The organism is Streptomyces sp. VRA16 Mangrove soil (genome assembly GCF_017377775.1).
Classification (GTDB): Bacteria; Actinomycetota; Actinomycetes; order Streptomycetales; family Streptomycetaceae; genus Streptomyces.
Map to the genome: position 1 here is coordinate 61,605 of NZ_JAFVLN010000008.1, position 22,712 is coordinate 84,316.

Genomic DNA, 22,712 nt, shown 5'->3' on the forward strand with positions numbered 1-22,712 from the left:
CCCGGTGGTCCCATCGCACCATGTGGTACGCACAGCACCCGGGCCGCCGTGTCCGACAGCTCCTCGGCGACGGCGCGGTCCTGCTCTGGACCGCCCTGTGGGCCGTCGCCGCGGTGGTCGCGCACCGGCTCATCACCCTCGCGGCCCTCCCCACTCCCCCGCACACCCGCACCCGCATCCCGCTGCTCGGCCCCCGGATGAACGGCACCCTGCACGACGTCGCGCGGGCCGGCGACCGGCTCGCCGACGCGGCGCCCGCCGGGCAGGCCCCGTTCCAGGCCCTCGCGCTGCTCGCCGCGATCGCGCTGTTCACGGTCCCGGTCGGGCTGCTGCTCGCGCTGTGGCTGCCGCGCCGCCTGCGCTGGACCCGGCAGGCCGCCGCCGCGCGCGAGCTGGCGGCCACCGAGGACGGCCGTGAGCTGCTCGCGCTGCGCGCCCTGGTGCGCCCGCTCGACGAGCTCGCCCGGTTCAGCGACGCGGGTCCTGGCCGGCTCGCCGAGGGCTGGCGCGAGGCGGACCCGGCGGTCCTGGACGCGCTCGCCGACGTCGAGCTGCGCCGCCTGGGCATCGCCGCGCACTGACGAACTGCCCGCTCCGTGCGGGACTTCGGGCCCGGGTCACTCGTCCCGGGTCCGCCCCCACCGGCCCGCGCAACCCGTGCGCAACCGGCAGCGCAACCGTCGCGCCACTTTCGCGTAACACCGTGGATGTCGCCCCGAGTTCGGGAGCGAGCGGCCCCCGCAGTGCCCCTCGCCTCCTCCCTCCCGGACTCTCGATCCTCGATCCTCGAAGGACGGCGTCCTCCATGTCCTCTCTGGTGGCTGTTGTGCCCGCCCACGACGAACAGGACCGCATCGTCGCGACGCTCGCGGGCCTGTACCGCCAGTCGCTGCGCCCCGACCGCATCGTCGTCGTGGCCGACAACTGCAGCGACTCGACCGCTCGCATCGCCGACTACTGCGGCGCCGAGGTCTTCGTCCCCACCGACAACCGGGACAAGAAGGCCGGCGCCCTCAACCAGGCTCTCGGCCCGGTCCTGGACAGCCTGGACGACGACGCCTACGTCCTCGTGCAGGACGCCGACACCGTCCTCAACCCGGAGTTCGTGCGCTGCGCCGTGGACGCCTTCGAGGAGGACGAGACCGTCGGCGCGGTCGGCGGCATCTTCTACGGCGAGCAGGGCGGCGGCCTGCTCGGCATGCTCCAGCGCATGGAGTACCAGCGCTACGCCCTGGAGATACGCCGCAAGAAGAACGAGGCCGTGGTCCTCACCGGCACCGGCACCCTGTTCCGCGCGCGCGTCCTGCGCCAGGTCCGCGAGGCCCGGCTCGCCGGGACGATCGGCGGCGGCGACAGCTACTACTCGCTGGCCTCGCTCACCGAGGACGACGAGATGACCAAGGCCGTCAAGACGCTCGGCCACCGCACCGTCTCCCCCGACGGCTGCTGGCTGGTCACCGAAGTCATGCCGTCCGTCGGCAAGTTGTGGCACCAGCGGCTGCGCTGGCAGCGCGGCGCCCTGGAGAACCTGCGCGACTACGGCTGGACCCCGGTCACCAGGAAGTACTTCTTCCAGCAGTTCATGCTCGGCGTCGGCGCCCTGGCGCTCTTCCTGTACGCGGTCTTCGCCGTCCTGAACCTGGAGGTCAACGGCTGGCAGGGCTTCTCGCCCTTCTGGACCGCGATCATGCTCATCTTCGTCACCGAACGGACCCTGACCGTGCGGCGGCTCGGCTGGCGGGCCTCGCTGCTCGCCGCGCCACTCCTCCCGGAGCTGCTCTACGACGTGTTCCGCCAGGCCGTCTTCGTCCGTTCGCTGATCGATCTGGTGCTGCGCCGCGAGGCCCGCTGGGTCGCCACCTGAACCTCCCTCACACGCCTTGGAGTTGATGCACCATGTACGGAAAGCCCACTGACGCGGCGATACTCGGCGGGGGCGGCACGGGCGTCCTCGCGGCCACCGGTGGCGGCCTGTCCCCGCTGGCCGTCCTCGGCCTGCTGGTCGGCTGCCTCACCCTGATCGCGGCGGGCCTGGCCCTGCGCAGCCTCGACCCGGTGATCCGCGGCCGGGACAACGGCCCCGGCCCGAAGAAGTAGCCCCGCACGAGAAGGCCCCCGGAACCGAACGGTTCCGGGGGCCTTCTGCCGTGTACTGCTCGGCGCCTACGCCTGCGGCAGCCGCTCCAGCTGGGCCTGGATGCGGGCGATGTCCTCGTCCGCCTTGGCCAGTCGCGTCTTGATCTTGTCGACGACGTGGTCCGGGGCCTTGGCGAGGAACGCCTCGTTGCCCAGCTTGCCCTCGGACTGCGCCTTGTCCTTCTCGGCGGCGGCGAGGTCCTTGGCGAGCCGCTTGCGCTCGGCCGCGACGTCGATCGCCCCGGACAGGTCGAGCGCCACCTCGGCACCGGCGACCGGCAGCGTGGCGGTGGCCTGGAACGCCTCGCCCTCCGGCTGCAGCTTGAGCAGCTGGCGGATGGCCGCCTCGTGCGCGGCGAGCGCCGTGCCGTCCAGGGAGAGCCGGGCCGGGACGCGCTGGCCGGCCTTGAGACCCTGCTCGCCCTTGAAGCGGCGGACCTCGGTGACGACCTGCTGGACCGTGGCGATCTCCTGCTCCGCGGCGTCGTCGCGGAAGCCACTGTCCTTCGGCCAGTCGGCGACGACGACGGACTCGCCGCCGGTCAGCGTCGTCCACAGCGCGTCGGTCACGAACGGCACGATCGGGTGCAGCAGGCGCAGCGTCACGTCGAGGACCTCACCGAGGACGCGGCCCGACACCTTGGCCGGCTCGCCGCCCGCCATGAACGTCGTCTTGGACAGCTCGACGTACCAGTCGAAGACCTCGTCCCACGCGTAGTGGTAGAGGGCGTCGGAGAGCTTGGCGAACTGGTAGTCGTCGTAGAACGCGTCGACCTCGGCCACGGTCTTGTTGAGCCGGGACAGGATCCAGCGGTCGGTCGCCGACATCTGCGCGGCGTCCGGCAGCGGGCCCTCGACGGTCGCGCCGTTCATCAGCGCGAAGCGCGTCGCGTTCCAGATCTTGTTGGCGAAGTTGCGGGACGCCTTGACCCAGTCCTCGCCGATCGGCACGTCGGCGCCGGGGTTGGCGCCGCTGGCCAGCGTGAAGCGGACCGCGTCCGAGCCGTACTCGTCCATCCAGTCGATGGGGTCTACCGCGTTCGGATTCGACTTCGACATCTTCTTGCCGAACTCGTCGCGGACCAGACCGGTCAGGGCGACCGTCTTGAACGGGATCTCGCCGTCCATCGCGTACAGGCCGAACATCATCATCCGGACGACCCAGAAGAAGATGATGTCGTGGCCGGTGAGCAGGACGTCGGTCGAGTAGAACTTCTCCAGGTCCGGCGTCTTCTCGGGCCAGCCGAGCGTGGAGAACGGCCACAGGCCGGACGAGAACCAGGTGTCGAGGACGTCCTCGTCCTGGGTCCAGCCCTCGGCCTCGGTGCCGGGCGGCTGCTCGTCGGGGCCGACGCAGACGACCTCGCCGTTCGGCCCGTACCAGACCGGGATGCGGTGGCCCCACCACAGCTGGCGCGAGATGCACCAGTCGTTGAGGTTGTCGACCCAGTCGAAGTACCGCTTCTCCATCTCCTTCGGGTGGAGCGTGACGCGGCCGTCGCGGACGGCGTCACCGGCGGCCTGCGCGAGCGTGTCGACCTTGACCCACCACTGCAGCGACAGGCGCGGCTCGATGGTGGTCTTGCAGCGCGAGCAGTGGCCGACGGAGTGGGTGTACGGGCGCTTCTCGGCGACGACGCGGCCCTGCTCACGCATGGCCTGGACGATGGCGGAGCGCGCCTCGAAGCGGTCGAGACCCTGGAACGGTCCGGGCACGGTGATGACACCGCGCTCGTCCATGATCGTCATGGTCTCCAGGTCGTGGCGCTGCCCGATCGCGAAGTCGTTCGGGTCGTGGGCCGGGGTCACCTTGACGGCGCCGGTGCCGAACTCCGGGTCGACGTGCGTGTCGGCGACGACGGGGATCGTCCGGTCGGTCAGCGGCAGCTTGATCCGCTTGCCGATGAGGTGCGCGTACCGCTCGTCGTCCGGGTGGACGGCGACCGCGGTGTCGCCCAGCATCGTCTCGACACGGGTGGTCGCGACGACGACGGTCTCGTCACCCTCGCCGTACTTCAACGAGACCAGCTCGCCGTCGTCGTCCTGGTAGTCCACCTCGATGTCGGAGATGGCGGTGAGGCAGCGCGGGCACCAGTTGATGATGCGCTCGGCGCGGTAGATCAGGCCGTCGTCGAAGAGGTCCTTGAAGATCTTCTGGACGGCGCGCGACAGCCCCTCGTCCATCGTGAAGCGCTCGCGCGACCAGTCGACACCGTCGCCGAGGCGGCGCATCTGGCCGAGGATCCGGCCGCCGTACTGCTTCTTCCACTCCCAGGTCTTCTCGACGAAGGCCTCACGGCCGATGTCGTGACGGGACTTGCCCTCCTCGGCGAGCTGCTGCTCGACCTTGTTCTGGGTGGCGATACCGGCGTGGTCCATGCCCGGCAGCCACAGCGTCTCGAAGCCCTGCATGCGCTTGCGGCGCGTGAGGGCGTCCATGAGCGTGTGCTGGAAGGCGTGGCCCAGGTGGAGCGCGCCCGTCACGTTCGGCGGCGGGATCACGATCGTGTACGGCGGCTTCTCACTCTTGGCGTCCGCCGTGAAATAGCCCCGGTCTACCCAGCGCTCGTACAGCGTCTCCTCTACCTCGGCCGGCGCGTACTGGGTCGGCAGTTCGGTGGTGGGCGCTGAGTGCTGCTGCTGAGAGTTCTCGGTCACGGGGCCAGTTTAGAGGGGTCACGGTCTCGTACTGAAACCGAATCCGGTGGCCTGATCCGCACGCCCGTACGCCAGGATGTCAGCAGCACATAAGCATCGGGAGGGAACCCATCCAATGAGCTACAACCAGCCGGGCCCCTACGGAGGCCAGCAGCCGCAGCAGCCCGGACCCTACGGCCAGCCGCAGCAGCCGGGTCCGTACGGTCAGCAGCCCCAGGCCCCGCAGCCCGGCTACGGGTACCCGCAGCAGGCACCGCCCGGTGTCCCGCCGCAGCAGCCGGGCCCCTACGGCCAGGGCCAGCAGCCCGGCGGCTACAGCCAGCCCCAGCAGCCCGGCGCGTACGGCCAGCAGCCCCAGGCGCCCTACGGCCAGGACCCCTACGGCCAGTACCCGCCGGCGCCCCCGGCGGGCGGCGGCAAGAAGAAGACGGGCCTGATCATCGGCGCGGTCGCGGTGGTCGCGGCGATCGGCGTCGGCGCGTACTTCATCTTCGGCGGGGGCGGCAGCGCCTCGGTCGCGGACGACGGCGCCCACAAGCTGACGACGCCGGCGACGGTGCTCGGTGAGTACAAGAAGGACGCCACCGACTCCAGCGACGGCTTCGACGAGAGCGACATGAAGGACGCCGAGAAGGACGGCCTGAAGAACGGCAAGGCCGTCAACGCCTCGTACAAGGCCACGGACACCTCCAACCCGCTGGCCGGGAAGGTGCTGCAGTTCCAGGGCGCCTACGGCGAGATCGCGGACCCGGAGAAGCTCGTCGACGGCATGTTCCAGAAGGGCGCCCTCGAGATCGCGAAGGGCGGCGACGACGACGTCAAGGCGTCGCTGGTCGACAGCCCCACCGACTACAGCACGGACGACTTCATCCTGAAGTGCCAGGAGATGAAGATGGAGAACACGAAGCCCTCTTCCACCGACACCTCGGGTCCCAAGGTGATCCACATGCCGGTCTGCATCTGGTCGGACCACAGCACCATGGCGATGGTCGTGCCGCTGGAGGTCGCGGACATGATGGCCGGCAAGAGCCCGGACCTGAAGAACGCGTCGGACATCACGGTCAAGCTCCGCCAGGAGATCCGCGTCAAGGCGTGATGACCTCCTGAACGACGAAGGCGCCCGCCGGATCGGTTCCGATCCGGCGGGCGCCTTCGTCGTGTCCGCGTGCGGCGCGGCTGCGGCTACGCCGACTTCTGCTCGCCGCTGCCGCTGCCCCGCGCGTCCCGCGGGATCAGCGTCGGGTTCACGTTCGAGTGAACGGCGTCGGCGGTGATGACCACGCGGGCGACGTCCTTCCTCGACGGGACCTCGTACATCACCGACTGGAGGACCTCCTCCATGATGGCGCGCAGGCCGCGGGCGCCGGTGCGGCGCAGGATCGCCTGGTCGGCGATGGCCTCCAGGGCCTCGCGCTCGAAGTCCAGCTCCACGCCGTCGAGTTCGAAGAGGCGCTGGTACTGCTTCACCAGCGCGTTGCGCGGCTCGACCAGGATCTGCAGGAGCGCCTCGCGGTCGAGGTTGTGGACCGAGGTGATCACGGGGAGACGGCCGATGAACTCCGGGATCATCCCGAACTTCACCAGGTCCTCCGGCATGACCTCCTGGAACTGGTCCTTCTCCTCCAGCTCGCGCTTGGAGTGGATCGTCGCGCCGAAGCCGATGCCCTTGGCGCCGGCCCGCGACTCGATGATCTTCTCCAGGCCCGCGAAGGCACCGCCCACGATGAACAGCACGTTCGTCGTGTCGATCTGGATGAACTCCTGGTGCGGGTGCTTGCGGCCGCCCTGCGGCGGGACGGAGGCGGTGGTGCCTTCCAGGATCTTCAGCAGGGCCTGCTGGACGCCCTCGCCGGACACATCGCGGGTGATCGACGGGTTCTCCGACTTGCGGGCGACCTTGTCGATCTCGTCGATGTAGATGATGCCCGTCTCGGCCTTCTTGACGTCGTAGTCGGCGGCCTGGATGAGCTTCAGCAGGATGTTCTCGACGTCCTCGCCGACGTAGCCCGCCTCCGTGAGCGCCGTCGCGTCCGCGATGGCGAACGGGACGTTGAGCATCCGGGCGAGTGTCTGGGCGAGGAGCGTCTTGCCCGAACCGGTCGGGCCGAGCAGGAGGATGTTGGACTTCGCCAGTTCGATGGCGTCGTCACGGCCGCTCGCGCCGCCGTTCTCCCCCGCCTGTACGCGCTTGTAGTGGTTGTAGACAGCCACGGAGAGCGCCTTCTTGGCGGCCTCCTGGCCCACGACGTAGCCCTCGAGGAACTCGTAGATCTCGCGCGGCTTGGGAAGTTCTTCCCAGCGCACTTCGCTCGTCTCCGCGAGCTCTTCCTCGATGATCTCGTTGCAGAGGTCGATGCACTCGTCGCAGATGTATACACCGGGGCCTGCGATGAGCTTCTTGACCTGCTTCTGGCTCTTTCCGCAGAACGAGCACTTGAGCAGATCGCCGCCGTCACCGATGCGTGCCACGAGGTGCTTCCCCTTCGCCTGGGAGACGCCACGTTCAGCGGCTCCTGGTGCCTGTATCCGACGGTACCTTGCCGGGCCCCCCGTTCGGGCCCCCCTTGGCACGGTTCACTTTGACGTGAACCGCGCCAAGGGATGGCAGACGATACAGCGAGCCGTTACGCGATCGCCTCGTTGTTCATCTTGCGCGTCGAGATGATCTGGTCGACGAGGCCGTACGCCAGGGCGTCCTCGGCCGTGAGGATCTTGTCGCGCTCGATGTCGTCGCGGATCTTCTCGATCGGCGTCGACGAGTGCTCGGCCAGCATCTCCTCCAGCTGCGTACGCATACGGAGGATCTCGTTGGCCGCGATCTCCAGGTCGGAGAGCTGCTCACGGCCGGTGCCGCCGGACGGCTGGTGGATCAGCACACGGGCGTTCGGAAGCGCCATGCGCTTGCCCGGGGTTCCGGCGGCGAGCAGGACGGCGGCGGCCGAGGACGCCTGGCCCATGCAGACCGTCTGAATGTCCGGCTTCACGAACTGCATCGTGTCGTAGATGGCCGTGAGGGCCGTGAACGAGCCACCGGGGCTGTTGATGTAGATGGAGATGTCGCGGTCCGGGTCCATCGACTCCAGGCACAGCAGCTGCGCCATGACGTCGTTGGCCGACGCGTCGTCGATCTGGACGCCGAGGAAGATCACGCGCTCTTCGAACAGCTTCGCGTACGGGTCGTACTCACGGACGCCCTGCGAGGTGCGCTCGACGAAGCGCGGGATCACGTAGCGGTTGTCGACCTGCGGGCCCGTGTAGAGGCCGCTGCCGGGGATGTTGTTCATGATGGCGGTGTTCCGTCCTGGTGAGGGAGGCAGTGGGCTGGCTGGGATCGGGGCCGGGGAATCAGGCGCCCGTACCGCCGCCGCCCGGAACACCCGTAGCGGCAGTGATGATCTCGTCGATGAGGCCGTACTCCTTGGCCTCCTCGGCGGTGTACCAGCGGTCGCGGTCACCGTCACGGATGATCGTCTCGATGGTCTGGCCGGAGTGCTGGGCGGTGATCCGCGCCATGCGCTGCTTCGTCCGCAGCAGGTACTCGGCCTGGATCTTGACGTCGGAGGCCGTACCGCCGATGCCCGCGGAGCCCTGGTGCATCAGGATGTCCGTGTTCGGGAGCGCGAAGCGCTTGCCGGCGGTGCCACCCGTGAGCAGGAACTGGCCCATCGAGGCCGCCATGCCCATGCCGATCGTCACCACGTCGTTCGGGATGTACTGCATGGTGTCGTAGATCGCCATGCCGGCCGTCACCGAGCCGCCGGGGCTGTTGATGTAGAGGTAGATGTCCTTGTCCGGGTCGGCGGCAAGGAGCAGCATCTGCGCGGTGATCTTGTTCGCGATCTCGTCGTCGACCTGCTGGCCGAGGAAGACGATCCGCTCGCCGAGCAGCCGGTTGTAGACATGGTCGCCGAGGCCACCACCGATGGACGGCTCGCCGGCGGCGGAAGGCATCTGAATCGTCACGTATCCACCTGCTCGTCTCTGACGGCTACGCGCCGTCTCGCGTCTCTAGCTGGGGGCGGGGCCCATCGCTCTGGGACTCCCCTGCCCGCCTCTTCATGGACCCTAACGCGCGGGTCCCTTCGGGGAATCCCGCAGAAGGAACTGTTCGCTGTGAGCGCAGGTCGCTGCGCCCGGGGCGGGATCCGGGTGCGGGCTGTCGCTCCCGCGGGGCGCGACAGGCCCCCGGAACCGAAGTTCCGGGGGCCTGTCACAGGTACTGCTACGAGACTCAGGCCTCGGTCTTGTCCTCGGCGGACTCGGCCGGCTCGGCGGCGTCGGTGGCGGCCTCGACGGTCTCCGTCGACTCCTCCTCGTCGTCCTCCAGGTCGACGACCTCACCGTTGGTGTCCTTGACGGTGGCGGCCTCGACGACCACGGCAAGGGCCTTGCCGCGGGCGACCTCGCCGACCAGCATCGGGACCTGGCCACCCTCGACGACCGCCTGGGCGAACTGGTCGGGGGACATGCCGGAGGAGGCGGCGCGACGCATGAGGTGCTCGGTGAGCTCCTCCTGGTTCACGTTCAGCTTCTCCTTGTTGACGAGCTCGTCGAGGACGAACTGCGTCTTGATGCCCTTGACGGCCTGCTCGCGCGTCTCGGCGTCGAACTCCTCGACCGTCTTGCCCTGGATCTCGAGGTACTTCTCGATGTCCAGGCCCATCTGGCCGAGCTGGTGGTGCTCGAGGTTGTGCTTGCGGGTGTTGACCTCGTCCTCGAGCAGCTTCTCGGGAACGGGGACCTCGACCAGCTCGAGCAGCTTCTCCAGGACGCGCTCCTGGGCCTGCGTGGCCTGGTCGTACTGCTTCATGTTCTCGAGGCGCTTGCGGCTGTCGGCCTTCAGCTCGTCGAGGGTGTCGAACTCGGAGGCGAGCTGGGCGAACTCGTCGTCCAGGGCCGGGAGCTCACGGGCGGCGACCTGGGTGACCTTGACGGTGACCTCGGCGTCCTTGCCCTCGGCGGAACCGCCCTTGAGCTGCGAGGTGAAGGTGGCCTCGCCACCGGCCTCCAGGCCCTTGACGGCGTCGTCGATGCCGTCGAGGAGCTCGCCGGAACCGATGGTGTACGAGACGCCGGAGGCGACGCCGTCCTCGAGGACCTCGCCGTCGACCTTGGCCTCAAGGTCGATCGTCACGACGTCGCCGTCCTCGGCGGCGCGCTCGACCGGGGAGGTGGAGGCGAAGCGGTCGCGCAGCTGCTCGACCGACTTCTCGACGTCCTCGTCGGTGACCTCGACGGCGTCGACCTCGACCTCGATGCCGGAGTAGTCCGGGATCTCGATGGTCGGGCGGACGTCGACCTCGGCGGTGAAGTTCAGCGTCTCGCCGTCCTTCAGCTCCGTGATGTCGACCTCGGGCTGGCCGAGAACGTTGAGCTCCGCCTCGTTGACGGCCTCGGTGTAGAACTTCGGGAGGGCGTCGTTGACGGCCTCTTCCAGGACCGCACCGCGGCCGAAGCGCTGGTCGATGACCCGGGCCGGGATCTTGCCCTTGCGGAAGCCCTTCACCGTGACCTGCTGGTTGATCTTCTTGTACGCCGCGTCGAGGCTGTCCTTGAGCTCCTCGAAGGGCACCTCAATGCTGAGCCGAACCCGGGTCGGGTTCAGGGTCTCGACGGCGCTCTTCACGGTGGGTCTCCTTGGGGGCTGACTTCAGGAATCGTGCCCGGCTCAGAGACACACGGGCATGCAGCTTGCATAGTAACGGCACGCCGCTGCGCAGCCACAATGCGATCTTGAAGTCGTTCCCACGGGATCGTCGCGGGGGCGGTTCACGGCCCTCGCCCCGCCGCGACAACGCTGGTCGGGGTGGCGGGATTTGAACCCACGGCCTTCCGCTCCCAAAGCGGACGCGCTACCAAGCTGCGCCACACCCCGTTCGGTGCGACACGTAGGGTACATGCCCGCAGCCGGCACGGCTCCCGCTTGTCGCGGCCGCGCCGCAGGCGTCTGTGCGCCCCCGGGGAGCGCTGCCGGGAAGGGGGTGTGCGGGCGGGGCCCATGACCCGCTACGATGCCTTTCGTGCCGCACCCGGTGACGGGGGCGCACGCTGTGCGGGCGTAGCTCAATGGTAGAGCCCTAGTCTTCCAAACTAGCTACGCGGGTTCGATTCCCGTCGCCCGCTCCACATGAATCAGGGCCAGGTCAGAGGTCGTTTCCTCTGCCCGGCCCTGATCGTTTTACGGGGTCCCGTTCAGTCCGTCGTGTCCCCCGCGTGCCCCTTGGGGCGGAACAGAGCCAGCGAACGACTCCCACCGCCTAGGGGTTAACTAGGCTGTTAACCCTGCCTCAGCTGCGGTGATTACTGATGACTCCAATTGATCACAGCGCTCCCGGAGCAGGTGCCGAACCACGGACTCAAGGGCACTGATACGCGCCAGGAGCGCCGCCTCATCCGCGCACGGGGACTGTTCTGCGAACCCAAGCTCGTCGGGGGTCTTTCGGAACACCGAGCAGAGCAGTACCTGATAGGTCTTGCCCGGTCGGACCGCTTCGTGTTCCCAACGGTGGTACATCACCTTCATGGACGCCTCCGCGGCGATCTCCCAGCCCCATCGCTCCGCGACGAGAGTCAGGGCCCTGACCGCCTTGGCGCGTGACCACTCCCGCTCAAGCCGCGCCCTACCCAGCGGCGTATCCGGAGCCCTGAGGCCATACCGCAAGGGCTGCTCTGGAGGGGAAACGTCAGGTCGCTCGGGCATGATGAACGTGGATCGATTCGACATGGCTTCGACTCCTTCGAATCGGTTGGGCCGCGTCCGCTCGCACCGGATGCGGCCCGTCTTCTTTCTACGGGATCAAGCGTTCGGGGCCCCCTCGACCTTCGCCCAACGCGCGACCGTGGCGCGAGGGATACCCGTCAGCTCTTCCAGGCGCCGGTACGGAACGCCGGCACTCACGGCAGCCAACACGGCGGGACGCAGTCCGGCTTCTACCTCTGCCAGTTCCTGAGCCAGCAACCGGCGGCGCTCGCCCGGTTCCACGAGGCTCCGCACTGCTGCCGCTCGCCGCTCTTCAGGTGTGGCCGAGACCTCGACATCAGGACGGTCCCCAGAGACCTGGGTCCTCGACTGGCCTTGCGCCCCAACTGGCTTGCGTCGCTGCCTATTTCGCCGATTGGACATGTCTCGATACTGCCCGATCGTCCCACTCGGGACACCTAGATTCGGTAGAGACGAATATGCCAATTCGGGACTGCCGCAAAGCAGCAGGTAAGCGGCTTGCCGCAAGGTCAGGGAAGTCGCCAGGGGCCCCCGAGGGGGTAGCGCGGACAAAGTTTCCCTACTTCATCAAGGCTCGCTGCGCTCGCAGCTCGGGCCGGGCCCCGTGGCATCGATCATTGCCAACCCAACCGCCCAAGGGCACTTCGACGAACCACGGCCGCGCACGGCCCCTCGCTCCCCTCCGCCATGATCCGGCCCAGAAGAGGAGAAGAACCAAGCACCGGTCAGACCCCAGGGTGCAGGAGCAAGAACACCACCTCTTAAAACCCCAGACCCACTGTCCCCAGGGGATCGATCCATACGGACCGAGGGCCTCACAACTTCGGGGCGGCGCCGGCCAGCCGCCGCCCCTCCGCCTCCTGCCTTCGTCCCGGCTGCGGGACGCCGTCTGTCCGTCACCACCCAGGAGGCCACAACCAGACAACCAGGCCGTGGGGCACAAGGTGGACAGCAAAACCACAGGGGAAAGACGCTTTGTGTTACCGATCAGGCCGGATCATGCCGGAGCGAATCGACGGGCCACCGCAGCCAGGTTCACCAAGCGCCCCAAGGCCCGCTGACCAGCCACAGGGCCGAGCCCGGACGCGGGCAGCAGCCTTGATGAGGTGAGGAAACCCGTCGCGGCCGGGGCCGGTCGGCTCCACGGCTTTAGGCAGCCACCATGGGGCGAGCCTCTAAGATCATGGCCCCAACGTCGTGCTTTAACGGGCAGCTCCACAGACTGCCCGACTCGCCGGAAGCTTAAGGGGCCATGATCACTCGCCCCATGGCAGCTCCCGCCCAAAGCCGCTCCACCGACCTCACATAGACGTCGTCCACGGTGTCGGACCTTGGTGCTAGAACATGCCCATGACGTACAGGTTCACAGCACAACTAGCTTTCGGGGTGGACGACCCGGACGCAGACGACTGCATGATGGCCGGCGTGGCGGAGTCGGACGACGAGGACGGGTTCTCCCTGTTGTTCATGTGCGACTTCGACGAGCCCGACGAGCAGGAAATATCCCTCGGAATGGACACTCACTGCCTGGTCACACCCGATCAAGGCACAGCCTACGGCTGCGTACGTGAGGTGGAGTTGGACGACAACGTGCTGCGCGTGACCTTGGACCCTGCATCGTTGGACGATCTCGACTTGACCGACCCCATCATCGAAGCCGTCCTGCTCGCCCCAGCCGCCGATGTAGCTCGCATGCGTGAAGTGCTGCCACGAGTCCTTGCCTTCGGCCGCCCAGATGCCCGACCCCGACTCGCAGGGCTTGCCCTGTGACGGAGTACACATGGCCGGACGGTGTCGACGATCCAACGGCCGAGGACATACGGCATGCCTGGCCAACAACCGTGAACGCGCTGCCGATTGGCACCGCTGTGACCGGCAAGGCCATCGGCCGACAGCCCTTCGGCGTGTTCGTTCGGATCGACGGAGTCCCGAAAGCCCTGGGGCTGGCAGAGATCTTTGCCGCGCCCGCCGGAACCGTCCCTCCCCCGCTGGGGTTCACGATCAACGGCACGGTGGTCGCACACGCAGATCACAACTGCCAAGTCAGGCTCAGACTCACGGACTGGGGAGGCAAGAGCGCGCCCCTACCGCTGGAACCCAACGAGCGCCTTGCCGACCGCGAGGCCCTGAGCGGCTTTCTGAGGCTCCTTCGGCAGGATTACGAAGCCAGCGGTGACCAGTGGGAGAACCGGACGCTAGACAGCTTCCTGGAGGCTCTGGAAGCGTGGGTAGCCGACGCCCCAGGTTGGTACGCGAACCACGGCCAGGAGCTTCCCCGTGAGGGTGACTGGGCGTTCATGGCTCGGGCCCTCAGCGCAGCCCGGTTCTACGAGTGACACCGTGCCCCCTGCGTGCCCGATGGAACGGCACCGAGCGGGGAGTCACGGGGAGTCCTGGCGGGCGCCCCGAGAACGCGCAGGTCAGCGTCACGCCTGGTCAGCAGGGGTGCGCGTACGCGATCTTCCAAACTAGCTACGCGGGTTCGATTCCCGTCGCCCGCTCTCGACAAGGGGCCTCCGGCCCGGTTCCGCAGCTCGGCGGACCAGGCCGGGGGCTTTTTCGTGCGCCTGCGGCGCACCCCCGGCCCACTCCTCAGAATTTGATCGCGCTGATGCTGTCCGCGACCGAGTTGAGGAAGTTGTTGATCGCGGGGGCCATTCCGGTCGAGGCCAGGAAGAAGCCGAAGAGCACCGCCACCACGGCAGGCCCCGCTTTGATCGAGCCCCCGCGCATGAGCACCACGAGAACAATCGCCAGCAACAGCACCACTGACAGCGAAATGGCCACACTGATCACACCCTAGGTCGGTCCGCTCTCCCGGCCCGGGGGGCACAGCCCCACACCCCCCGCCAGAACCATCGTGCCACCAACCAGCCGTCCGTATGCGGTCGGTGACGCATCGTCGGCCACGCGCGTGCGGGGGCGCGCGGTGCTCGCACCCCCGGGGCGCGGGTGCGGCGCACGTCGCAGCAGGGACGAGGGTGCCCGGGGCGGGCGCGGGAGGGGGTCGGAATTCGGCTTGATCGTTTCCATCGGGGCACATGCGGCATACACATGCCCCTCGCATGTCGTTCCAGGTTTTCCCGCACTTTCCCCTTGCTGTACGCACAGGTGAATCCAGGGAATTCGGCGGCTCATTAACGCCGTACGCGGCATACCGGCAAAAGGGGCGCAGCCGAGCATTTCTCCGGAGTCGCGTGCGGGCGAAATGCACTGTTTAAGCGGGATTAACCACGTGATAACGGACAGATCGCCAAGAGGCAGACAGTACGCGAACGCATGTCGACTTCCGCGAATCCGGGGTACCCGGGAGCGATAAGGAGGAATCGCATTGAGGGTTTTACGAAATCCCACAGGCACCACTAGGGTGCCTCAGATGTTCCACACTGCCTTGACCCCCTCCGGCGCAGTGCGGTCCCGGATCGTCTCCCCGAGTTCCTGGTGGGAGGGCCTGTGACCAACCCGGTGTACCCGCACGGCACACGTCGCACGCCGCTTCCCCCGGCCGCCCCGCCCATGGACGGTGTACTGTCCCCCCGCCCCCCGTCCCCCCGCTCTTCGCCCCCCACCACTGCCGCTCCGGACCCCGCCCGGCCCGGCCCCGCTCCCCGGCCCAAGCAGCGGGACGCGTTCTTCGACAACGCGAAATACCTGGCCATCGTGTTCGTGGCGATGGGCCACTGCTGGGAGCCCCTGACGGACGGCAGCCGCGCCGCCGAGGCGCTCTACATGGTCGTCTACACGTTCCACATGCCGGCGTTCATCATCATCTCCGGCTACTTCTCGCGGTCCTTCGACGCGAGCCCCAAGAAGCTCAAGCGGCTGGTCACCGGTGTCGCGGTCCCCTACGTCCTTTTCGAGATCGCGTACACCTTCTTCAAGCGGACCGCGGGCGGTGACCCCGGCTACCCGATCAGCCTGCTCGACCCCTGGTACCTGACCTGGTTCCTGGTCGCGCTCTTCGTGTGGCGGCTGACCACGCCGATCTGGAAGATCGTGCGCTGGCCGCTGCCGATCGCCGTCGCCGTCGCCGTCCTGGCGTCGGTCTCGCCCGAGCTCGGTGACGACCTGGATCTGCAGCGGGTGCTCCAGTTCCTGCCGTTCTTCGTGCTCGGTCTGTGCCTGAAGCCCGAACACTTCCAGCTGGTGCGGCGGCGCGAGGTGCGCATCCTGGCCGTGCCGGTCGCGCTGGTCGCCCTCGCGCTCGCGTACTGGGCCGGTCCGCGGATGACGTCCGCCTGGTTCTACCACCGCGACAGCGCGCAGGAGCTGGGCGCCCCGTGGTGGGCCGGTGTCGTGATGACGCTCGCCCTGTTCGGCTGCTCGATCGTGCTCACCGCGTGCTTCTTCGCCTGGGTGCCGGGCCGCAGGATGTGGTTCACGGCGCTCGGCGCGGGGACGCTGTACGGCTATCTGCTGCACGGGTTCCTGGCGAAGGGCTCCCGGTTCTGGGGCTGGTTCGACGCCTCCTGGGTCCACACGCCGTGGGGCGAGATCGTGGTCACCTTCATCGCCGCGTCCGTCATCACCGTGCTGTGCACTCCGCCGGTGCAGCGGATCTTCCGGTTCGCGATGGAGCCGAAGATGGAGTGGGCGTTCCGGCGCGACGCGGCTGAACTGGCCCGGCAGCGTCAGCGGGCCTGATCCTCCGGTGCGATGCCCAGGAGTGCGCGCATCGTCGCGTACTTCCGGGTCAGGCGGGTGCGGGTCGGCTCGTCGAGGACCGCGAGGCGGGCCGGGTCCGCGTTGTGGGCCAGGTCCGCCTCCTTCACGAGGCGGGCTCCCGGGGTCGCGAGGATGCGTTGCGCGTACGCGGCCGGGGACTCGCCCCGTTGTTTCGTCAGGGCGCGGACGATCGCCTTGGCCGGCTCCGGGAGTGCGGCCTCCGTCAGCCAGTCGTCGGTGAGCGCGTCGTCCTCGATCGCGTCGTGCAGCCAGGCCGCCGCGATCTGCTCGTCCGAGCCGCCGCGGGCCGCGACCCCGTCGGCCACGGCTTGCAGATGCTCGGCGTAGGGGCGACCCGCCTTGTCCTTCTGCGGGGCGTGGGCCCTGCGGGCCAGGGCCTCGACTTCCGTCAGCGTCAGCATGGGAGGAGCGTACGCAGCCGCGTACGCTCCTCCCGCGCTCCTAGAGCGCCCTTCTCAAGGCCCACTTCGCCGGGATCCCCGTCGCCGCGAGGCCGAGCACCAGGGCCGAGCCCGCGAACGCCCCGTACAGGACCGGCGGGATGTACGGGGCCTCGCCCGTCAGCCCCTTGGTCATCGGAATCAGGGTCGCCAGCGCGATGGCCGTGCCCAGGGCGATGCCCGCGCCCGCCACCAGCAGGGCCTCCCAGCGGATCATGCGCAGGACCTGGGTGCGGGTGGAGCCGATCAGGCGGAGGGTGCCGAGTTCGCGGCGGCGGTCGAGAACCGTCATCACCAGGGTGTTCACCGCGGCGATCGCCGCGAAGCCGCCGAGGACCGCAGCCATGGTGGTGTTGGCCCAGGCGTTGAGTTCGCGGTCCAGGGACCGGGCCGCGGTGTAGTCGGCGCGGGCCAGCGGGGTGCCGAAGGCGGTGAGGGCCTCGGTCGTGCCGCCCTTCGTCCACAACTCGGTGTCGTAGGGGTCGGTGACGTGGCCGGCCAGCGCCGCGCGCGGGAGCGTGACCTGGGCGAGGCCGAGGCCGCGTGCGTACGTCGCCGTGACCTTCGGGGAGACCTTGGTGCCGTCGGGCAGGCGGAACGTGAAGCGGTCGCCGACCCCCACGTCCGCGCTGTCGGCCAGGGACGCGTCCAGGGCGACCTTGTCCGGGGACGACAGGTCCAGGGCGCCGTGCGTGACCTTGAGGTCCTGGACCCGGGCGAGGTCGTGGGCCGTGCCCGTGACGGCCTGCGTCGACACCGGCTGGAGGGAGCCGGACGACGCGACGAGCACCGAGGTGCGCTGGAGGCCGACTGCGGCCGTGACGCCGGGGGTGTGTCCGGCCCGGTCCACGGCGCCGGGCGCCAGGCCCGCGTCCGCGCTGACGATGTGGTCGGCGGTGATGCCGGCCTTCTGCTGGTCGGCGGTCGCGCGGTCCTCGCTGGTGTGCAGGAAGACCAGGACCGAGGAGAACGCCATGGCGAGCACGATCGGGGTGATCGCGGAGGCGAGCCGGCGGGCGTTCGACCGGGAGTTGGCGGCCGCGAGCGACGCGGACGCGCCGCCGCCGCGCAGCGGAAGGCCGAACAGGGCGGCGCAGGCGCGGGCCACCAGCGGGCCGAGCAGCGCCACCGCGAGCATGAAGAGCATGACGACGCCGAGGGCGGTGTTGGCCGCGTCCTCGCCGCTGAGGTTCGCCGCGAGGACCGCGCAGACGGCGCCGCCCACCGCCGCCGCGATGCCCAGCGGTGTGCGGATCCAGCCGAAGCGCAGCCGCTCGGCCGACGCCTCGGAGAGGGCCTGGCCCGGCTTGATGCGGGAGGGGCGGCGGGCCGCCATGTACCCGGAGAGGAGCGCGGTGAGGAGCGCCGTGCCGACGGCCGCGAGGAACGGGATGTACGAGACCGAGAGGCCGACCGCCTCGGGGATCGCGCCCTTCGACTGGAGCTGTCCGAACCACCAGTGGGCGAGCGCGACGCCGGGCAGGCAGCCGAGGACGGCCGCGGCCGGGGCGATGAGCAGGGTCTCCGTGGCGATGGCGCGGCGGACCTGGCGCGGGGTGGTGCCGATGGCGCGCAACAGGGCGTATTCGCGGGCGCGTTGACCGACGGAGAGGGCGACGGTGCCGGCCGCGGTGAACACGGCGACCATGGTGGCGATGCCGCCGAACGAGCCGCCGACCCCCATCAGCATCTCCCTGGCCTGGGCGAGGGAGGAGTCCTCGACGGCGCCGCGGTCGTCGCCGGTGTGCACATGGGCCGCCTTCGCCCCCGAGAGGGCGTGCGTGACCTGGGTGTCGAGGGTGTCCGCCGAGACGCCGGGCTTCGGCAGGACGGCGATCGCGTCGATCCGCCCCGGATGCCCCGAGGTGCGTAGGGCGTCGGAGTCCGCGAGCCAGACCGTGCCCGTGGTGCCCGTGGTGCCGGAGACGCGATAGGTGCGCTCGCCCTCGGGCGTGGTGAGCGTGACGCGGGCGCCGACGCGGGCGCCGGAGGTGACGAGCTCGCCGGACCGCGGGGCGCGGCCCGCGGTGAGGGCGTCGCCGGTGAAGGCGGTGGAGCCCCAGTTGTGGGCATCGGTGGCCTTGCCGTCGCGCTGCACCGGGAAGGTCAGGTCCGCGACCGCCGTCCGCGCGCCGGGGGCCGAAGCCGCCTTCGCCACGAGCGAGTTGTCGAGGCGGGCGCGGTCCGGGAGCGGGACCGACTCCTCGGAACGGCCGTCGCCGGAGCCGGTGACGTAGTGGGCGCTCTGGTCGGCGGCGACGACGACGGGGGCGCCCGCGTACCGCTCGGGCGGCACCGACGCCCGGATCCCCGTCTCCAGGAGGATGCCGCACGCGGAGACGATCAGGGCCGCCATCATCAGGGCGACGAAGGTGCCCGCGAAGGCGGCGGGGCGGAAGCGGAGGGCGGCGCGGGCCAGCCCGTTGGAGCGCACCATCAGGCGGCCGCTCGCATCGCGGCGCGGGTCGTGAGGGTGCTCATGCGGCCGGCGATGGCGTCGGGGGACGCACCGGTCAGCTGGTCGACGATCGCGCCGTCGGCCAGGAACAGGACGCGGTCCGCGTGGGCGGCGGCGACCGGGTCGTGGGTGACCATGACGACGGTGGCGCCCATCCGGTCGACGGCGGCGCGCAGCAGTCCGAGGATCTCCTGGGCGGTGGTGGTGTCGAGGGCACCGGTCGGCTCGTCCGCGAAGATCACGTCGGGGTCGGTGACGAGGGCGCGGGCGATGGCGACGCGCTGCTGCTGACCGCCGGAGAGCTCGCCGGGGCGGCGCCTTCCCTTGTCGCCGAGGCCGACCCGGGTGAGGACGTCGGCGGCGCGGCGGCGGTCGGGGCGGCGGCCCGCGAGGCGCATCGGGAGGAGCACGTTCTGCTCGACGGTGAGCGAGGGCAGCAGGTTGAACGCCTGGAAGACGAAGCCCAGGCGGGTGCGGCGCAGCTCGGTGAGCTTGTTCTCGTTCATGCCGGTGATCGCCGTGCCGCCGAGCACGACGGTGCCGTCGGTGGGCCGGTCGAGGCCGGCCGCGCACTGCAGGAACGTGGACTTGCCGGAGCCGGAGGGGCCCATCACCGCGGTGAACGTGCCGCTGGGCAGGGCGAGATCGATGCCCCGCAGCGCGTGCACGGCGCCGCCGCCGCGGCCGTACTGGCGGCGCACTCCGCGCAGCTCGACGGCCCAGCTGCCGCCGGGGGTTGCCTCCGGCTCGGTGTGCCGCTTCTTGCGCAGGCCCATGATCGCCCTCTCGTACGGGTCGGACATCGGATTCGACGTATCGAACGTACGGATTCAGGGCCCTCGCGAACCATGGGGGCGACTGGCCGAACCGTGGTGGGGAGAACCCCACCACGGGACTTCCGGCCCCCCGATTCAGTACTTTGGTAAGCTAAGTATTGACGCTTTCTTGACGATCCCTTTACCTATCCAGGAAGAGGAGCGGGCCCATCGGACACGCAGACACCTTGATAGCCATGGGCGGGGCCTTTCTCGCCGCCGCCGTCCTCGCCCGCCTCGGCGGACGCATCGGACTTCCCACCATCCCCCTGTTCATCCTGGCCGGGATCCTGCTCGGCCCGCACACACCCGGCATCGTGCTCGTCGCCGACCCGCACGACCTGGAGATGCTCTCCGCGCTCGGCCTGGTGCTGCTGCTCTTCTACCTCGGCCTCGAGTTCCACCTGGACGACCTGAAGGCGGGCGGCCGCAAGATGGCCGTCGCCGGGGGTACGTACCTCGCGCTGAACGTCGGCGCCGGCCTCGGCTTCGGATTCGCCCTCGGATGGGGCACCTCCGAGGCTCTGGTCCTCGCCGGGGTGCTCGGCATCTCGTCGTCCGCGATCGTGACCAAGGTCCTCGTCGACACCGGACGGCTCGGCAATCCGGAGACCAAGCCGATCCTCGGCATCATCGTGGTCGAGGACATCTTCCTCGCGCTGTACCTGGCGGCGCTGCAACCGATCCTGTCCGGCGCCGACTCGCTCTCGGCGGCCGTGATGGACGGCGGCAAGGCCTTCGGGTTCCTGCTGCTGCTCGCGCTCGCGGCGCGGTTCGGGACGCGGGTCGTCGGCAAGCTCTTCCGCACCAAGGACGACGAGCTCCTCGTCATCTCGTTCCTGGGCGCCGCGGTGTTCGTCGCCGGGGTCTCCGAGTGGTTCGGGGTCGCGGACGCCATCGGGGCGTTCATGGTGGGTCTGATGCTCGGGTCGACCGCGTCCGGGGAGCGGATCCGCAAGCTGGTGCATCCGTTGCGGGACGCCTTCGGCGCGATCTTCTTCTTCGCGTTCGGTCTGTCGATCGATCCCGGGGATCTGCCGACGGTGGTGTGGCCCGTGCTCGCCGCTGTCGCGGTGACGCTGGTGATGAACGTGCTGGCGGGGCTGGGGGCCGCCCGGGTGTACGGGTTCGGGCCCGGGCCCGCGGCCAACATCTCCACGACCTTGCTGGCCCGGGGGGAGTTCGCGCTGATCCTCGCCACGATGGCGGCGGGGGCCGGGCTGGACTCTCGCCTCTCCCCGTTCATCGCGGGGTATGTGCTGGTGCTGGCCGTGCTCGGGCCGCTGGCAGCCGGGCGGTCGGGGTGGTTGGCTCGGGTGCTGCCCGGTGGGCGGGAGGAACTCTCCCCCACCCCGCCCCTTCCCGAAAACGTCCCTGCGGGACGAGCGCCGTAGGGGTTCCGTCGTGGTCGGCTGCCGGCCGGTGGGGCTTCTCGCGCAGTTCCCCGCGCCCCTGAGGCATGCGCTCCGCGCAGCCTCCCCTGGGCGAGCAGGGCTCTCTTCCAGGGGCGCGGGGCCGTGTCCATCAGCGGCTACGCGTCGCGGCAGATCAGCAGCAGCGCCCGGTCGTCGTTGACGTCCTTGGCCACCGCCTCGATGAGGTGCCAGGCCGCACCGTGGAAGCCCCCGGTGACGTAGCGGTCGGCCTCGCCCGTGAGGCGGTCGATGCCCTCGGCGATGTCGCGCTCCGAGGTCTCGACGAGGCCGTCGGTGAAGAGCATCAGGACGTCGCCGGGGCGCAGCGTCCCCTTCGTGGCGTCGAACTCGGCGCCGTCGTAGACCCCCAGCAAGGGTCCCTCGGCCGCCTTCTCCTCCCAGCGGCCGGTGCCCGCGCTGAGCTGGAGGCCCGGCGGGTGGCCCGCGGAGTAGAGCTCGTAGTCGCCGGACTCCAGGTCCAGGACCAGGTGGATGGAGGTGGCGAAGCCCTCGTCCCAGTCCTGGCGGAGCAGATAGCCGTTGGCGGCGGGGAGGAAGGCGTGCGGGGGCAGTGAGCCGAGGAGGCCGCTGAAGGCGCCGGCCAGGAGCAGGGCGCGGCTCGCCGCGTCCATGCCCTTGCCGGAGACGTCCGTGAGGACGACTTCGAGGGTACGGCCGTTGTTCGTGCGGGCGGCCACCACGAAGTCGCCGGAGAACGACTGGCCGCCGGCCGGGCGCAGCGCCATCTCGCGGTGCCAGCCCGGCGGCAGCTTCGGCAGCCGGGACTGGGTGCGGATGCGCTCGCGCAGGTCGAAGAGCATGGTGCCGCCGCGCCGCCAGGGCACGCCGACGCGGCTGCGGAACTGCGCTATCAGGAGGCCGAAGAAACCGCAGGCGGCCACCGTGAGCACGGTGCCGGGCGTGACGGCCGCGGGCTGCTGCTGGTACGGGCCGAGCTGGTACGACTCCACGATCAGCGCCGTGGCCGCCGCCGCGTACAGGCCGAGCAGGCTGGCCGGGCGCAGCAGCAGGCCGCCCGCGACGATCGGCAGGACCAGCACCGCGGGGGAGCACCAGACCGGGTTGAGGATCGTGGCGCAGGCGATCAGCGGGACCGTGATCAGCAGGCCGACCAGGGCGATCCAGTCCGAGCCGTCGCCCCGGAAGTAGTCCACCCCGGATTTGCGCACGGCTGTGCGGACCCGGTGCATACGCATCTTCAACCGGGCCGGAAACGTCTCGGCCTCCGCGCGCTGCTCGCGCCCGCGCCGCTCTCGTCGTACCGCCATTGCTCGTGGACCTTATCCATCGGTCCCGGACCTGTGCACGGGAGGTCCTACTTGTCCCCCTTTCCGGGCACGTCACGGGCCGGCACCAGGTCGG

Annotated in this window: 19 protein-coding genes and 2 tRNA genes; 9 read left to right on the forward strand and 12 right to left on the reverse strand. The window is 69.6% G+C overall.

Going from position 1 to position 22,712, the window contains the following annotated elements; genetic code table 11:
• Nucleotides 1–20: 20 nt before the first annotated feature.
• From J3486_RS22280 to J3486_RS22290, 3 genes are all read left to right on the forward strand, one after another.
• The gene (locus J3486_RS22280; protein ID WP_207822931.1) at nt 21–581 is read left to right on the forward strand and encodes a hypothetical protein; all 561 of its coding nucleotides are present in this window, start codon (nt 21–23) and stop codon (nt 579–581) included.
• Between the two features lie 224 nt (nt 582–805).
• Nucleotides 806–1,864 carry a glycosyltransferase family 2 protein gene (locus J3486_RS22285; protein ID WP_207822933.1) on the forward strand — a complete coding sequence of 353 codons (1,059 nt, stop codon included), beginning with the start codon at nt 806–808 and terminating at the stop codon, nt 1,862–1,864.
• Between the two features lie 32 nt (nt 1,865–1,896).
• Nucleotides 1,897–2,097 (forward strand): hypothetical protein, encoded by a 201-nt coding sequence (locus J3486_RS22290; RefSeq protein WP_207822936.1) that lies wholly within the window; start codon nt 1,897–1,899, stop codon nt 2,095–2,097.
• A 66-nt stretch (nt 2,098–2,163) separates the two neighbouring features.
• On the opposite strand, the gene J3486_RS22295 is transcribed toward J3486_RS22290, so the two are convergent.
• A complete protein-coding gene (locus J3486_RS22295; RefSeq protein ID WP_207822938.1) occupies nt 2,164–4,794 on the reverse strand; it encodes a valine--tRNA ligase in 2,631 nt (876 codons plus the stop codon).
• A gap of 115 nt (nt 4,795–4,909) precedes the next feature.
• Between J3486_RS22295 and J3486_RS22300 the strand changes: the two genes are divergently transcribed.
• Nucleotides 4,910–5,890, forward strand: coding sequence for a hypothetical protein (locus J3486_RS22300; protein ID WP_207822940.1), 981 nt, complete (start codon nt 4,910–4,912; stop codon nt 5,888–5,890).
• A gap of 86 nt (nt 5,891–5,976) precedes the next feature.
• Here J3486_RS22300 and clpX read toward each other — a convergent pair whose 3' ends face one another.
• The 5 genes from clpX to J3486_RS22325 form a co-directional block, all read right to left on the reverse strand.
• The gene (clpX, locus tag J3486_RS22305; protein ID WP_207822941.1) at nt 5,977–7,263 is read right to left on the reverse strand and encodes an ATP-dependent Clp protease ATP-binding subunit ClpX; all 1,287 of its coding nucleotides are present in this window, start codon (nt 7,261–7,263) and stop codon (nt 5,977–5,979) included.
• 155 nt (nt 7,264–7,418) lie between these two features.
• Nucleotides 7,419–8,078 carry an ATP-dependent Clp protease proteolytic subunit gene (locus J3486_RS22310; RefSeq protein ID WP_207822943.1) on the reverse strand — a complete coding sequence of 220 codons (660 nt, stop codon included), beginning with the start codon at nt 8,076–8,078 and terminating at the stop codon, nt 7,419–7,421.
• A 61-nt stretch (nt 8,079–8,139) separates the two neighbouring features.
• Nucleotides 8,140–8,745 (reverse strand): ATP-dependent Clp protease proteolytic subunit, encoded by a 606-nt coding sequence (locus J3486_RS22315; protein ID WP_207823549.1) that lies wholly within the window; start codon nt 8,743–8,745, stop codon nt 8,140–8,142.
• Nucleotides 8,746–9,025: 280 nt separating this feature from the next.
• A complete protein-coding gene (gene tig / locus J3486_RS22320; RefSeq protein ID WP_207822945.1) occupies nt 9,026–10,420 on the reverse strand; it encodes a trigger factor in 1,395 nt (464 codons plus the stop codon).
• Nucleotides 10,421–10,592: 172 nt separating this feature from the next.
• Nucleotides 10,593–10,669: transfer RNA gene (locus tag J3486_RS22325), tRNA-Pro, on the reverse strand.
• Between the two features lie 177 nt (nt 10,670–10,846).
• Here J3486_RS22325 and J3486_RS22330 point away from each other — a divergent pair.
• Nucleotides 10,847–10,920: transfer RNA gene (locus tag J3486_RS22330), tRNA-Gly, on the forward strand.
• A 142-nt stretch (nt 10,921–11,062) separates the two neighbouring features.
• On the opposite strand, the gene J3486_RS22335 is transcribed toward J3486_RS22330, so the two are convergent.
• Nucleotides 11,063–11,518 (reverse strand): XRE family transcriptional regulator, encoded by a 456-nt coding sequence (locus J3486_RS22335; RefSeq protein WP_207822946.1) that lies wholly within the window; start codon nt 11,516–11,518, stop codon nt 11,063–11,065.
• A 1,347-nt stretch (nt 11,519–12,865) separates the two neighbouring features.
• Between J3486_RS22335 and J3486_RS22340 the strand changes: the two genes are divergently transcribed.
• The gene (locus tag J3486_RS22340; protein ID WP_207822948.1) at nt 12,866–13,285 is read left to right on the forward strand and encodes an Imm10 family immunity protein; all 420 of its coding nucleotides are present in this window, start codon (nt 12,866–12,868) and stop codon (nt 13,283–13,285) included.
• Nucleotides 13,282–13,851: a hypothetical protein gene (locus tag J3486_RS44245; RefSeq protein ID WP_229378422.1), complete on the forward strand. Its 570-nt coding sequence runs from the start codon at nt 13,282–13,284 to the stop codon at nt 13,849–13,851. Before J3486_RS22340 ends, J3486_RS44245 begins: the two co-directional genes overlap by 4 nt.
• Before the next feature lie 256 nt (nt 13,852–14,107).
• On the opposite strand, the gene J3486_RS22350 is transcribed toward J3486_RS44245, so the two are convergent.
• On the reverse strand, nt 14,108–14,302 hold the full coding sequence (locus J3486_RS22350) for a hypothetical protein (protein ID WP_207822950.1): 195 nt from the start codon (nt 14,300–14,302) through the stop codon (nt 14,108–14,110).
• A 666-nt stretch (nt 14,303–14,968) separates the two neighbouring features.
• Here J3486_RS22350 and J3486_RS22355 point away from each other — a divergent pair.
• On the forward strand, nt 14,969–16,159 hold the full coding sequence (locus J3486_RS22355; protein ID WP_207822952.1) for an acyltransferase family protein: 1,191 nt from the start codon (nt 14,969–14,971) through the stop codon (nt 16,157–16,159).
• Here J3486_RS22355 and J3486_RS22360 read toward each other — a convergent pair.
• Genes J3486_RS22360 through J3486_RS22370 form a run of 3 tightly spaced genes read right to left on the reverse strand, consistent with a single transcriptional unit; the run spans nt 16,147 to nt 19,875 of the window.
• Nucleotides 16,147–16,602 (reverse strand): HD domain-containing protein, encoded by a 456-nt coding sequence (locus J3486_RS22360; RefSeq protein ID WP_207822954.1) that lies wholly within the window; start codon nt 16,600–16,602, stop codon nt 16,147–16,149. The genes J3486_RS22355 and J3486_RS22360 overlap by 13 nt on opposite strands.
• A gap of 40 nt (nt 16,603–16,642) precedes the next feature.
• Nucleotides 16,643–19,078, reverse strand: a complete 2,436-nt coding sequence (locus J3486_RS22365) for an ABC transporter permease (protein ID WP_207822956.1) — start codon at nt 19,076–19,078, stop codon at nt 16,643–16,645.
• Nucleotides 19,078–19,875 (reverse strand): ABC transporter ATP-binding protein, encoded by a 798-nt coding sequence (locus J3486_RS22370; protein WP_207823551.1) that lies wholly within the window; start codon nt 19,873–19,875, stop codon nt 19,078–19,080. Before J3486_RS22370 ends, J3486_RS22365 begins: the two co-directional genes overlap by 1 nt.
• A 236-nt stretch (nt 19,876–20,111) precedes the next feature.
• Between J3486_RS22370 and J3486_RS22375 the strand changes: the two genes are divergently transcribed.
• Nucleotides 20,112–21,308 (forward strand): cation:proton antiporter, encoded by a 1,197-nt coding sequence (locus J3486_RS22375; protein WP_207822958.1) that lies wholly within the window; start codon nt 20,112–20,114, stop codon nt 21,306–21,308.
• A gap of 137 nt (nt 21,309–21,445) precedes the next feature.
• On the opposite strand, the gene J3486_RS22380 is transcribed toward J3486_RS22375, so the two are convergent.
• On the reverse strand, nt 21,446–22,618 hold the full coding sequence (locus J3486_RS22380; RefSeq protein ID WP_207822960.1) for a PP2C family protein-serine/threonine phosphatase: 1,173 nt from the start codon (nt 22,616–22,618) through the stop codon (nt 21,446–21,448).
• Between the last annotated feature and the right edge of the window lie 94 nt (nt 22,619–22,712).